The 12600-nt window shown below is 65.7% G+C and carries 9 protein-coding genes; 3 read left to right on the top strand and 6 right to left on the bottom strand.

Features of this window, described 5'->3' with window-relative positions:
- The first annotated feature begins 10 nt into the window (after window positions 1-10).
- Together L2I41_RS07175 and L2I41_RS07180 are read left to right on the top strand one after the other, a co-directional pair.
- On the top strand, window positions 11-1495 hold the full coding sequence (locus L2I41_RS07175; protein WP_237152848.1) for a Y-family DNA polymerase: 1485 nt from the start codon (window positions 11-13) through the stop codon (window positions 1493-1495).
- On the top strand, window positions 1492-4863 hold the full coding sequence (locus L2I41_RS07180) for an error-prone DNA polymerase (RefSeq protein ID WP_237152849.1): 3372 nt from the start codon (window positions 1492-1494) through the stop codon (window positions 4861-4863). The genes L2I41_RS07175 and L2I41_RS07180 overlap by 4 nt, the downstream gene beginning before the upstream one ends.
- A 45-nt stretch (window positions 4864-4908) precedes the next feature.
- Here L2I41_RS07180 and L2I41_RS07185 read toward each other — a convergent pair whose 3' ends face one another.
- Window positions 4909-5667 carry a prephenate dehydrogenase/arogenate dehydrogenase family protein gene (locus L2I41_RS07185; protein WP_237153005.1) on the bottom strand — a complete coding sequence of 253 codons (759 nt, stop codon included), beginning with the start codon at window positions 5665-5667 and terminating at the stop codon, window positions 4909-4911.
- Window positions 5668-6152: 485 nt separating this feature from the next.
- Here L2I41_RS07185 and L2I41_RS07190 point away from each other — a divergent pair, with 485 nt between their 5' ends.
- A complete protein-coding gene (locus L2I41_RS07190; RefSeq protein WP_237152850.1) occupies window positions 6153-7223 on the top strand; it encodes an endonuclease/exonuclease/phosphatase family protein in 1071 nt (356 codons plus the stop codon).
- Window positions 7224-7308: 85 nt separating this feature from the next.
- Here L2I41_RS07190 and L2I41_RS07195 read toward each other — a convergent pair whose 3' ends face one another.
- The 5 genes from L2I41_RS07195 to L2I41_RS07215 all read right to left on the bottom strand — a co-directional run bounded on the left by L2I41_RS07195 (window position 7309) and on the right by L2I41_RS07215 (window position 12396).
- Complete coding sequence (locus L2I41_RS07195; RefSeq protein ID WP_237152851.1) at window positions 7309-7701, bottom strand: F0F1 ATP synthase subunit epsilon; 393 nt, start codon at window positions 7699-7701, stop codon at window positions 7309-7311.
- A 185-nt stretch (window positions 7702-7886) separates the two neighbouring features.
- Window positions 7887-9323 (bottom strand): F0F1 ATP synthase subunit beta, encoded by a 1437-nt coding sequence (gene atpD, locus L2I41_RS07200; protein ID WP_237152852.1) that lies wholly within the window; start codon window positions 9321-9323, stop codon window positions 7887-7889.
- Between the two features lie 29 nt (window positions 9324-9352).
- Complete coding sequence (locus tag L2I41_RS07205; protein ID WP_237152853.1) at window positions 9353-10225, bottom strand: F0F1 ATP synthase subunit gamma; 873 nt, start codon at window positions 10223-10225, stop codon at window positions 9353-9355.
- Between the two features lie 81 nt (window positions 10226-10306).
- Window positions 10307-11836 carry a F0F1 ATP synthase subunit alpha gene (gene atpA, locus L2I41_RS07210; RefSeq protein WP_237152854.1) on the bottom strand — a complete coding sequence of 510 codons (1530 nt, stop codon included), beginning with the start codon at window positions 11834-11836 and terminating at the stop codon, window positions 10307-10309.
- Entirely contained in the window at window positions 11836-12396 is a 561-nt protein-coding gene (locus tag L2I41_RS07215) for a F0F1 ATP synthase subunit delta (RefSeq protein ID WP_237152855.1), read from the bottom strand. Before L2I41_RS07215 ends, atpA begins: the two co-directional genes overlap by 1 nt.
- Window positions 12397-12600: the final 204 nt, after the last annotated feature.

Here is a 12600-nt window from a genome sequence, read left to right on the forward strand (position 1 = left end):
GCAGGCCCCATTGGTCTTGACGAGTCGCGAACGCGGCGCCGTGCGGCTCCTGCATGTGGATGCCGCCGCGCGCGCCGCCGGCCTTCAGCCCGGCCTCGGCTTGGCCGATGCCCGCGCCAGCTGCCCGCAGATCGACGCCCGCGAGGCTGATACGGAAGCCGATGCAATGCTGCTCGCCGCGCTGTGCGACTGGGTCCAGCGCTACACACCGCTGGCCGGCATCCATGGCGATCTTGAACAAAACATAAACAAACCCAATTCCGAGCCCCCGGAATATGCCCTGGTGCTCGATATCACCGGCTGCGCCCATCTGTTCGACGGCGAGGAGGGCCTGGCTTCCGACCTGGCCCATCGGCTGGAACGCCAGGGCTTCACCTTGCGCATTGGCATCGCCTCGACCATCGGGGCTGCCTATGCCCGTGCCCGTTACGGACGCGGCGGCCTGATCGGCCGAGGAGAGGAGCGTGATGCCCTTGTCGGTCTGCCGCTCGCCGCCCTCAGGCTTGACGCCCAGACCGTCGACGGTCTCGCCCGCACCGGACTGAAGCGGATCGGCGACATCATCGACGCTCCGCGTGCGCCCCTCACCGCCCGTTTCGGCCCCATGCCCTTTGTCCGCCTCGATCAGGCCCTCGGCCGGGCGGGGGAAAGCTTCTCGCCCCGCCTGCCCGTCGCCCCCTTCCGGGCCGAACGGCGCTTCTTCGAACCCGTCATCCGCCAGGAGGACATCCGCACCGTCGCCATGTCGCTGCTGCGCCATCTCGCCCAGGCCCTCGAAGAGGCCGGTTCCGGCGCCCTGCGCCTTTGCCTCAGCCTGTTCCGCGTCGACGGAGCGGTTCGCCACGTGGAGGCCGGTCTCAGCTGGCCGAGCCGGGAGGCGGAGGCCATGCACGACATTCTCTGCCGCCGCCTCGACGCGCTGGACGGCGACATTGATGCCGGCTTCGGCTTCGACTGCATTGCCATCGCCATTGTGGAAGTCGTCCGACGCGACGCCGAAAGCCTCAGCCTCGACGGCCATGATCCCGTGCAGGAACTCTCCCGCTTCGTCGATCGTGTCGGGGCCCGCATCGGCCAGGGACGCATCACCTGCCTGATGCCGCAGGCGAGCCACATTCCCGAGCGGGCGGCGGTCCTGATCCCCATGCAGGCAAGTCCAGCAGACCCGGTCGCCTGGCCGCAGGACACGCGCGAATCCGGCGATCCGCCGGAACGACCCGTCCGCCTGCTGACCCGGCCCGAACCCATCGAAACCATGGCCTCCGTGCCGGACGGGCCGCCCATCCGCTTCCGCTGGCGCCGCATGGACCACGCGGTGCGGCGCGCCGAAGGGCCCGAGCGCATCGCCGCCGAATGGTGGCAGGCGGAGGGGCCGACCCGCGACTATTTCCGTGTCGAGGACAGCGAGGGACGCCGCTTCTGGATGTTCCGCGAGGGGCTCTATGGCCGCGAGACCCTGCATCCCCACTGGTATATGCACGGGCTCTTCGCATGACCGCCTATGTGGAGCTGGCCGCCTCCAGCAATTACTCCTTCCTCACCGGCGCCTCCCACCCGCAGGAACTGGTGGCGACCGCCACCGCACTCGGCTATGCCGGCCTCGGCCTTGCCGATCGCAACACACTCGCCGGCGTGGTCCGCGGCCATGTGGCCGCCAAGGAGATGAAGCTGCCCTATGCCGTCGGCGCCCGTCTCGTCTTCGCCGACGCGACACCCGACCTGCTGGCCTATCCGCGGGACCGGGCCGCCTATGGCCGGCTCTGCCGCCTGCTGACCACCGGCAACCTGCGCGCCGCCAAGGGCGACTGTCACCTCGAACTCTCTGATCTTCTTGCCTTTTCCGAAGGTCTGCAGCTCATCGCCCTGCCGCCCTGCGGCCAGATCACGCCGTTCGAGCGCCAGCTCCGGCCGCTGGCGCAGCACCTGCCCGACCAGCTCTGGCTCGGCGCCGACATGCCGCGCGGCGGACAGGACCGCCGTCGCCTCGCCCGGCTGGGCGCCCTGGCGGACGCCGGCCACATCCCCCTGATCGCCATCGGCAATCCGCTCTACCACGCCCCCGAACGACGGGCCTTGCAGGATGTGCTCACCGCCATTCGCGAACACGTGCGGCTGGAGGATGCCGGCTTCCGCCTTCTCGCCAATGCCGAGCGCCATCTGAAGGCACCGCAGGAAATGGCTCGCCTGTTCGCCGATCGGCCCGGAGCCATCGCCGAGACGCTGCGCTTCATGGAGCGCATCGACTTCTCGCTCGACCAGCTGCGCTATGAATATCCGCGCGAAGCCTTCGAGGGCTTCGACAGCCCCGCCGACGCCTTGCGCAGGCTGACCGAGGACGGGATGCGCCGCCGCTATCCCGACGGCGCGCCGGCCTCGGTGCGGCAGGCCATCGCCCATGAACTCGCCATCATCGCCGAACTCGAATACGAGCCCTATTTCCTTACCGTCTACGACATCGTGCGCCATGCCCGCAGCGTCGGCATCCTCTGCCAGGGCCGCGGCTCCGCCGCCAACTCGGCCGTCTGCTTCTGCCTCGGCATTACCGAGGTGGACCCCGCCCGCGCCGATCTCCTGTTCGAACGCTTCATCTCGCCCGAACGCAAGGAGCCACCCGACATCGACGTCGATTTCGAGCACGAGCGGCGCGAAGAGGTCATCCAATATGTCTACGAGCGCTATGGCCGCGAGCGGGCCGGTCTCGCCGCCGCCGTCATCACCTATCGCGGCCGCAGCGCCATCCGCGAGGTGGGCAAGGCCTTCGCCCTCTCCGACGACGCGGTCGGCGCGCTGGCCGGTTCGGTCTGGGGCTCGCCCTCCAAGGGCCTCAAGGAAGACGACGCCCGCCGCACCGGCTTCGATCCGGACGAACCGCGCCTTGCCAAGGTGCTGGCGCTGACGCGCGAACTTTCGGGCTTTCCCCGCCATCTCACCCAGCATGTGGGCGGCTTCGTGCTGACCGCCGGCCGGCTCGACGAGACGGTGCCCATCGGCAACGCCGCCATGGACAACCGCACCTTCGTCGAATGGGACAAGGATGATCTCGACGCCCTCGGCATCCTCAAGGTGGACATTCTGGCGCTCGGCATGCTCACCGCGCTCGCCAAGGGCTTTGCCCTCTTGGAACAGCATTATGGCGAGCGCCTGACCATCGCCAGCGTGCCGCCGGAGGAGGCCGCCGTCTACGGCATGATCCAGCGCGCCGACACGCTGGGCGTGTTCCAGATCGAGAGCCGGGCCCAGATGAGCATGCTGCCGCGCCTGAAACCGGCCAGCTTCTACGACCTCGTCATCGAGGTGGCCATCGTCCGCCCGGGGCCGATCCAGGGCAACATGGTCCACCCCTATCTCAGGCGCCGGCAAGGGCTGGAGCCGGTCCTCTTCCCCTCGCCCGCACCGGAATTCGGCCCGAAGGACGAACTCGCCCGCGTGCTCGGCAAGACACTGGGCGTACCTCTCTTCCAGGAGCAGGCCATGAAGATCGCCATCGTCGCCGCCGGCTTCACGCCGTCGGAGGCCGACAAGCTCCGGCGCGCCATGGCCACCTTCCGCCGCATGGGCACCATCGGCACCTTCGAGCGCAAGATGATCGATGGCATGGCGGCGCGCGGCTATGACCGCGCCTTTGCCGAAAACTGCTTCCGCCAGATCGAGGGATTCGGCGAATATGGCTTTCCCGAAAGCCACGCCGCAAGCTTCGCCCTGCTGGTCTATGTCTCCGCCTGGATGAAATGCCATTATCCCGAGATCTTCGCCGCCGCGCTCCTCAACGCCCAGCCGCTCGGCTTCTACGCTCCGGCCCAGATCGTCCGCGATGCCCGCGAGCATGGCGTCGAGGTGCGCCCGCCAGACGTCAACCATTCGCACTGGGACTCCACCCTGGAGGCCGACAGCGACGACGGCTTTTCCCTTTCGGCCCGGCTGCATCCGCGCCACCGGGTCATGGCAACCGCCATCCGCACCCGCAAGGCGCTACGCCTCGGCCTGCGCGAGATCGAGGGGCTCAAATCGGACGATGCCGCCAGTCTGGTCACCCGCCGCGACGCCGGCTATGACAGCGTACGCGACGTCTGGCTGCGCACCGGCCTCAGTCCCGCCGTGCTCGAGCGGCTCGCCGACGCCGACGCCTTTGCCTGCCTCGGCCTCACACGCCGCGAGGCGCTGTGGGCCGTCCGTGGTCTGCGCCGATCCGGCGACAAGGACGACCTGCCGCTGTTCCGCGCCGCCGACGCGCGCGAGATCGAGCCGGACATCCACCTGCCCCCCATGCTGCCGGGCGAAGAGGTGGTGATGGACTATCGCCACCTGCGCCTCTCGCTGCGCGCCCATCCGCTCAGCTTCCTGCGTCAGGACCTCGCCAGCCACAAGGCCATCCTCTGCGACGATCTCCGCCAGACACGCGACGGCCGGCGGGTAACGGTCGCAGGCCTCGTCATCGTCCGCCAGCGCCCCGGCACCGCCAAGGGCACCATCTTCCTCACCATCGAGGACGAGAGCGGCATTGCCAACATCATCGTCTGGCCCAAGGTCTTCGAGGCCTTTCGCGCCGTCGTCCTCGGCTCCCGTCTCGTCGCCGTCACCGGCCGCATGCAGAGCGAAAGCGGCGTCATCCACGTCATCGCCGACCGCATCGACAACCTGACCGGCCTGCTCGCCCGCATCGCCGACGACGGTGCCATCGGCACCTTGGCGCGCGCCGACGAAGCCAGTCGCGATCAGGGGCCACGCCCCCCGAGCAAACGGCCACCCGACGTGGCATTCCACCCGCCGGGCAATGATCCGCTGCCGCTGGAGCCGGCCATTGCCGCCGATCTCGATGTCTCCGCCCGCGCGAGCCGCCACGTACCCGCCCGGCGAACGGGATGACCACACGTCGCCGCGTGCATCAAGGCAAGGCTTGATCGCAGCCGCTCAGCGCGGCTCCGATTCTGCCGTCAACCGGTCGATCTCGCTGCGAAAGCGGGCGATCACCGGACCTGCGGCAGCATTCTCCTCCGTGATGGTGCGAAACAGCGCCAGACTGTCACCGGCCAGCATGTCGCGCATGCGCAGCAGATGCCGATAGCTCTCTGTGGCAAAGGCAAAGTCCGGCAGCTCCATCGCCTTGAGCGCCCGGGCGATCAGATGCGACAGCCCCTGGACATGCGCCATCTGCCGATCATGCTCCGCCGCGTCCGTCCACACGATCCGCAGCCCGAACAGCCGTCGCATGGCCGCGGCAAGCCGGCAGCTCATCGCCGTGGGCGGGGTGCAGATCACCAGCTTCAGGCCGTCAAGCCCGTCGCGGCCACTCTGCGGCCCGAACAGCGGATGCGTCCCGACAATCTCCGCTGACGGCGGCAGCGTTGCCGTGAGCACGGCCAGCGGTCGCTCCTTGATCGAGCAGACGTCAACCACCACCGCCCCCGGCTTCAGCCAGGGCCCGGCAAGAGCCGCCGTCTCGCGCAAGGCAGCGAAGGGCACCGCCAGAACCACCACGTCGCAGCTGGAGAGCGCGGTTGCCACCTCATCGCCTTCGACCCGGTCAAAGCCACGACAGACGAACTGCTTGGCAAGATGGCCTGCTACAAAGCGCCCGAAGGCGCCGAGACCGATCACCACGATCTCGGTTGGGTCAACCGCATCGCGAGGGGCCCGACGCGGGCGCGAAAGACGGCTGGGTTCGGTCATCTGGTCCAAGGCAAACCTCATCATGTCTGGCGAGGGCGGCCCTGAAACAAGAAAGCCGCCTCAGCGGGCGGCGGAAAGACGAACATGCGCAATCGGCCAGCCCTATGGGTTGGTCCGATAATAGGAAACAGCAAAGGTCACGCGCGTGGTCATGGCGCCATATGCAGACACGACCGCGCGCCTGTCAAGAACTGCCCGCGATCCATCGCAAGGCACGGATGTTGCAACGCCCCCAGGGACTGGAGGCAGCGGCGACGGACGGCAGCGCATGCAGGAAGAGCACCGGCACATTGACACCCCCCATGAAAAGCGCCCGATCAGCCGCCGAAAGCCGCCTTTTTCAGGCTCTCCTAACCAAGTTGCCAAGTAACCGGGCCGCAAGCTCAAACCGCTACATTTCGGTCACAAAAACTCGTCATTGCAGTGCAACAATTATGCGATGGTGGCCGCACCGGCTGAAGATCAGGCAGGAAGGATAACAGCGTATGGCCGACAGCGAACTCGTAGCAGGCACCGCACGACCAGCAAACGGCCTGTTGCGCGTCTTGCAGATCGTCCGCAGGCTGACCGCCTGGGCGCCGCTGGATCCGCTCTTGGGCCTGTTGAGCCTGGGCACGCTCGCCTGGCTCAATGCCGAAAACTTGCGCATTGGCGACATGATCGCCTTCTTCATGCCCTTGATGTTCTACGCAAGCCTTGTCGCGTTGATCGCCGCGCTGTCCGAGCCACGCCGCCTGCGCATCCTTGTGGCGCTGGGGCTCGCGCTCGCAAACGGCTGGCCGCTTCTCGCGCCAGCACCGCAGGCCGCAGCGACTGCCAACGGCCCCGAACTGACGGTCGCCACAAGCAATGTGCTGGCAAACCGCTACGACTATACCTCGCTCGTCAACTGGAGCACCGGTTCAGGCATTGATGTCCTCGGCCAGCAGGAAGTCAACGCGTCGGAACTTGCCAAGTTCGCAGCCATCAGGTCGCATTTCCCGTCAACCCCCGCCGACAGCCTCCTGGGCCGCAACCCGGAGGTCACCGCGTGGACCGGCTGGCAGATCCTGACGGCCACGCGGGTCGGAGGCACCGGTCCTGCCCCGTTCGGGGTTTGGGGCGGACAGGCCTTGCGCCTGGCGCTCGCCCCTCCGAGTGCCGCCGCTTCCGCCCGTCCTGCGGTAATCGTCTACGTGGTGCATCCGGCCTCGCCGCATACCGAGGTCCAGTGGGACTTCCGCAACGTCTATCTTGAAGCCTTGGGCAAGGCCATTGCCGCGGAGCCGCCGGGCGTGCCGATCATCTGCATGGGCGATTTCAACACCCCCGTCTGGTCGCCCTTCTTCAAGCGCTTTGTCGCCGAGACCGGCCTGGTCGATGCCTCGGGCACACACTGGCCCGCGACCACCCGCTTCTTCCGCGAACTGGATGCCCCGACCTTTTTCGGCGCCCCGGTTGACCACATCCTGGTCTCACCAAGCATCGAGGTTAAGCGCTTCGAGGTCGGCCCCGACATCGGCTCCGACCATCTGCCGCTGATCGCCAATCTGCGTCTGCCCAAGGTCGTGGGTTAGGCGCCGCCCCGGCCGAGCGGACAACAAAAAACCCCGAAGCTTTCGCCTCGGGGTCCGCAACTTGCAAACGGCCTCAACCGACAAATCAGGCGGCGCTCAGCACGGCCTTGACGACTTCGAGAGCCGCCACGGCCTTGTCCTTGGCCTCAGGCGTCTTGGCCGCAGCCACGTCGTCTTCCGCCAGCTTGATCTCGGACGCCACCACTTCCGGCTTCAGATCGGCGGCGTTGATCGCCTTCTCCGCCAGCACCGTCAGACCGTTGATGCCCACGTCGGCAAAGCCGCCGCGCACATAGATCTTGTCCGTCCCGGCACCCGACTTCACGGTGATCATCCCGGTCTTCAGCGTCGACAGCACCGGCGAATGACCGGCGAGCACGCCGAAATCGCCTTCCGTGCCGGGGAGGTCCACCTGTTCCACGTCGGCGGACAGGACGAGACGCTCGGGGCTGACGAGTTCGAACTTGAAGGTAGCCATCGATCGGCGCTCCCAGGGGGCTTACCGCTGGGACCATCCGGCCCCAGGACAAGCAAACACATTGCATCCGGACACCGAACTCCAACCGAACGAGCGATCGAACCGGTATCCAACCACCCACCGAACGGCGGGCCTAGCGGGAAATCGCGGAGCGGCGGCGAGCCGCCGCTCCGTCAAAGTCAGGATCAAGCAGCCTGAGCGGCCAGGCGCTGGGCCTTCTCGACGGCTTCTTCGATGTTGCCGACCATGTAGAAGGCCGCTTCCGGCAGATGGTCATACTTGCCTTCGCACAGACCCTTGAAGCCCTTGATGGTGTCTTCGAGAGCGACCAGCTTGCCGGGCGAACCGGTGAACACTTCGGCCACGAAGAAGGGCTGGCTCAGGAAGCGCTCGATCTTGCGGGCGCGGGCCACCGTCAGCTTGTCCTCTTCGGACAGTTCGTCCATGCCGAGGATGGCGATGATGTCCTGCAGCGCCTTGTATTTCTGCAGGATCTGCTGCACCTGGCGGGCGGTGTTGTAATGCTCGTCGCCGATGATGGCGGCGTCCAGCATGCGCGAGGTGGAGTCCAGCGGATCCACGGCCGGGTAGATGCCCTTTTCGGCGATCGAACGGTTGAGCACCGTCGTGGCGTCAAGGTGGGCGAACGACGTGGCAGGCGCCGGGTCGGTCAGGTCGTCGGCGGGCACGTAGATGGCCTGCACCGAGGTGATCGAACCCTTGGTCGTGGTGGTGATGCGTTCCTGCATCGCGCCCATGTCGGTGGCGAGCGTCGGCTGATAACCCACGGCGCTGGGGATGCGGCCGAGCAGAGCCGACACTTCCGAACCCGCCTGGGTGAAGCGGAAGATGTTGTCGACGAAGAACAGCACGTCCTGGCCCTTGTCGCGGAAATGCTCGGCGACGGTCAGACCCGACAGGGCGACGCGGGCGCGGGCTCCCGGCGGCTCGTTCATCTGGCCGTAGACGAGGGCGCACTTGGAACCGGCGGTCGAACCGCCATTCTCATGCGGGTCCTTGTTCACGCCCGACTCGATCATCTCGTGATAGAGGTCGTTGCCCTCACGGGTGCGTTCGCCAACGCCGGCGAACACCGAGTAACCGCCGTGCGCCTTGGCGACGTTGTTGATCAGTTCCATGATCAGAACGGTCTTGCCCACGCCGGCGCCGCCGAACAGGCCGATCTTGCCGCCCTTGGCATAGGGAGCCAGGAGGTCGACGACCTTGATGCCGGTCACGAGGATCTCGGCTTCGGTCGACTGATCGACGTAGTCAGGGGCTTCCTGGTGGATGGCGCGGGTGGTTTCGAACAGGATCGGGCCGACCTGGTCCACCGGGTCGCCGATGACGTTCATGATGCGGCCGAGCGTGCCTTCGCCCACGGGAACGGAGATGGCCGAACCGGTGTCACGCACCTCCTGGCCACGGACCAGACCTTCGGTGGTGTCCATGGCGATGGTGCGCACGGTGTTCTCACCGAGATGCTGGGCAACTTCGAGCACGAGGCGCGCACCGTTGTTGGTGGTCTCCAGCGCGTTCAGAATGGCCGGCAGATGCTCGTCGAACTTCACGTCGACGACAGCGCCGATGACCTGGGTGATGCGTCCGATCTGGGAAGCCATCGTAATTCGTCCTTGATCTCGAAGTGGGGTCAGAGCGCCTCGGCGCCCGAAATGATTTCAATCAGCTCTTTGGTGATCTGAGCCTGACGATTGCGGTTGTAGGTGATCGACAGCTTGTTGATCATGTCGCCGGCATTGCGCGTGGCGTTGTCCATGGCCGCCATCTTGGCGCCCATTTCGCCCGCCGCATTCTCAAGCAGCGCAGAGAACAGCTGTGTCGCAATCGAGCGCGGCAGCAAGGTCTCCAGGATCTCCGCCTCTTCCGGCTCGTAGTCATAGACCGCAGCCGGCGCGGCTGCCTGGCCCGAGACCTTGACGGGAACAATCTGCTTGGCGGTCGGAACCTGCTGGATCACCGACTTGAATTCCGAATAGAACAGCGTGCAGACGTCGAACTCACCGGCCGCAAACATCGCCATGATCTTCGACTGGATGCCGACGGCAATGTCGAAGCCGATCTGCTTCACCGAACGCAACTCGATGCGATCGATGATGCGGCCGCCGTGTTCACGGCGCAGGGCATCCGCACCCTTCTTGCCGACGGTGAGGATCTTCACGTCCTTGCCGGCCGCCAGCAGCGCATTGGCATGCTCACGGGCAAGGCGCGAGATCTGCGAGTTGAAACCACCGCACAGACCGCGCTCGGCAGTGCAGACCACCAGCAGATGGACCTGATCCTTGCCATTGCCCTTGAGCAACAGCGGCGCATCGTCGCGACCGACAAAGCCGGTGGCGAGGTTGGTGATCACCGCATTCATGCGCTTGGCATAGGGGCGCGCGGCTTCCGCCGCTTCCTGGGCGCGGCGAAGCTTCGCCGCGGCGACCATCTGCATCGCCTTGGTGATCTTCTGCGTCGCCTTCACGGAAGCGATGCGGTTCTTGAGTTCTTTCAAGCTGGCCATGTCGGCTCCTGCCCGTCAACCACGGGCCGCAGGGTGACAAAGGCGCGGCGCAAGGAAACCCCAGCGCCGCACGCGGCGTTATCAGGCGAAGGTCTTGGCGAAGGCCGTGATGGCGTCCTTCAGCTTGCCCTTGAGCGCATCCGAAATCTGCTTCTCGGCCCAGATGGAGTCGAGAATGTCGGCATGCTTCTCGCGCAGGAAGCGCAGCAGACCGTCTTCGAAAGCACGCACCTTGCCCACCGGAAGCGGGTCGAGGAAGCCGTTCACGCCGGCGAAGATCACCGCGACCTGCTCCTGCGTCTTGAGCGGGGAGAACTGCGGCTGCTTCAGCAGCTCGACGAGGCGGGCGCCGCGGTTGAGCAGCTTCTGCGTGGCAGCGTCGAGGTCCGAACCGAACTGGGCGAAGGCGGCCATTTCACGATACTGGGCGAGCTCGCCCTTGATCGTACCGGCAACCTGCTTCATCGCCTTGATCTGGGCGGCCGAGCCGACGCGCGACACCGACAGACCGACGTTCACGGCCGGGCGGATGCCCTGGAAGAACAGGTTGGTCTCGAGGAAGATCTGGCCGTCGGTGATCGAGATCACGTTGGTCGGGATATAGGCCGACACGTCGTTGGCCTGCGTCTCGATGACCGGCAGGGCGGTGAGCGAACCGAGGCCGTTGTCCTCGTTCAGCTTGGCCGCGCGCTCCAGCAGACGGGAGTGCAGGTAGAACACGTCGCCCGGATAGGCTTCACGTCCCGGCGGACGACGCAGCAGCAGCGACATCTGACGGTAGGCAACGGCCTGCTTGGACAGGTCGTCATAGGCGATCAGGGCATGCATGCCGTTGTCGCGGAAGAACTCGCCCATGGCGCAGCCGGTGAAGGGCGCAATGAACTGCATCGGCGCCGGGTCCGACGCGGTGGCGGCGACGACGATCGAGTACTGCAGGGCACCGGCGTCTTCCAGCTTCTTCACGAACTGGGCGACGGTGGAGCGCTTCTGGCCGATGGCGACGTAGACGCAGTAGAGCTTCTGGCCCTCGTCCGTGCCCTCGTTGAGCGGCTTCTGGTTCAGGAAGGTGTCGAGAATGATCGCGGTCTTGCCGGTCTGGCGGTCACCGATGACCAGCTCGCGCTGACCACGGCCGATCGGGATCATGGCGTCGATCGACTTGATGCCGGTCGACATGGGCTCATGCACCGACTTGCGCGGGATGATGCCGGGGGCTTTCACGTCAACGCGGGCGCGCTTGTCGTACTGGATCGGACCCTTGCCGTCGATCGGATTGCCCAGACCGTCCACGACGCGGCCGAGCAGGCCCTTGCCCACGGGAACGTCCACGATGGCGCCGGTGCGCTTGACGGTATCGCCTTCCTTGATGTCGCGGTCATTACCGAAGATAACGACACCGACATTGTCGGATTCAAGGTTGAGCGCCATGCCGCGGATGCCACCGGGGAACTCGACCATCTCGCCCGCCTGGACGTTGTCGAGACCGAAGACACGGGCAATGCCGTCACCAACGGACAGAACCTGGCCGACTTCAGAGACCTCGGCGTTCTGGCCGAAGTTCTTGATCTGCTCCTTAAGGATTGCGGAAATTTCCGCGGCGCGGATATCCATCAGCCGACCTCTTTCAGTGCAATCTTGAGTGCATCGAGTTTAGTTTTCAGGGACGTGTCGATCATGCGCGAGCCCACCTTCACGACGAGACCGCCGATCAGGGAGGCATCAACGCGCGCGTTGACACGGATGTTCTTGCCCGTGACGTCCTTCAGCGCGGCCTTGACGTCTTCCAGCTGAGCGGATGACAGCGGCACAGCCGAAACGATGTCCGCGCCAAGTTCGCCGCGCAGAACGGCCAACTGGGCGCGATAGCCGCGGAACATGTCCGCGATCACGAAGAGACGACGGTTGCGAGCCACGAGCTTGATGAAATTGCCGACGAGCCCGCCAATGCCGGACTTGTCGAGCAGAGCGGTGATTGCGCGGAGCTGCTCTTCCGTGGAGAAGACCTGCGAGCGGATCAGACGCTTGAGATCGGCGCTCTCCGCGAGGAAGGCATCGAAGCGGTCGAGATCGGCAGCGACAGCATCAAGCTGGTCGGCCTCTTTCGCCAATTCGAACAGAGCCGTCGCATATCTCTCTGCGACGCCAAAGACGACCGTTTCCGTATCGCTCACGAAGGGAACCCCCTCTCGGCACAAGCCGCCCCAAAAGTCCAATTCTGTTGAACTCTTTGAATCAACTCGTGAATTTCAATGAAATAGCGAGGGCCCATCCTGTACCCCCACCGCGAATTTCGCCCCGTCTAGCATAAGCTTCCGGACTGCGCAACTCATTCGCTCGATTCAAGAAAAGGCTCCGAATAGGCAGATTTGCAGATG

This window comes from Oryzibacter oryziterrae, from assembly GCF_021864535.1.
Lineage (GTDB): Bacteria > Pseudomonadota > Alphaproteobacteria > Rhizobiales > Pleomorphomonadaceae > Pleomorphomonas > Pleomorphomonas oryziterrae.

Coding starts and splice junctions, on each gene's coding strand:
- L2I41_RS07205 (WP_237152853.1), bottom strand. CDS start 10,225: ATGGCCAGCTTGAAAGAACTCAAGAACCGCATCGCTTCCGTGAAGGCG.
- L2I41_RS07190 (WP_237152850.1), top strand. CDS start 6,153: ATGGCCGACAGCGAACTCGTAGCAGGCACCGCACGACCAGCAAACGGC.
- L2I41_RS07185 (WP_237153005.1), bottom strand. CDS start 5,667: ATGACCGAACCCAGCCGTCTTTCGCGCCCGCGTCGGGCCCCTCGCGAT.
- L2I41_RS07195 (WP_237152851.1), bottom strand. CDS start 7,701: ATGGCTACCTTCAAGTTCGAACTCGTCAGCCCCGAGCGTCTCGTCCTG.
- atpA (WP_237152854.1), bottom strand. CDS start 11,836: ATGGATATCCGCGCCGCGGAAATTTCCGCAATCCTTAAGGAGCAGATC.
- atpD (WP_237152852.1), bottom strand. CDS start 9,323: ATGGCTTCCCAGATCGGACGCATCACCCAGGTCATCGGCGCTGTCGTC.
- L2I41_RS07180 (WP_237152849.1), top strand. CDS start 1,492: ATGACCGCCTATGTGGAGCTGGCCGCCTCCAGCAATTACTCCTTCCTC.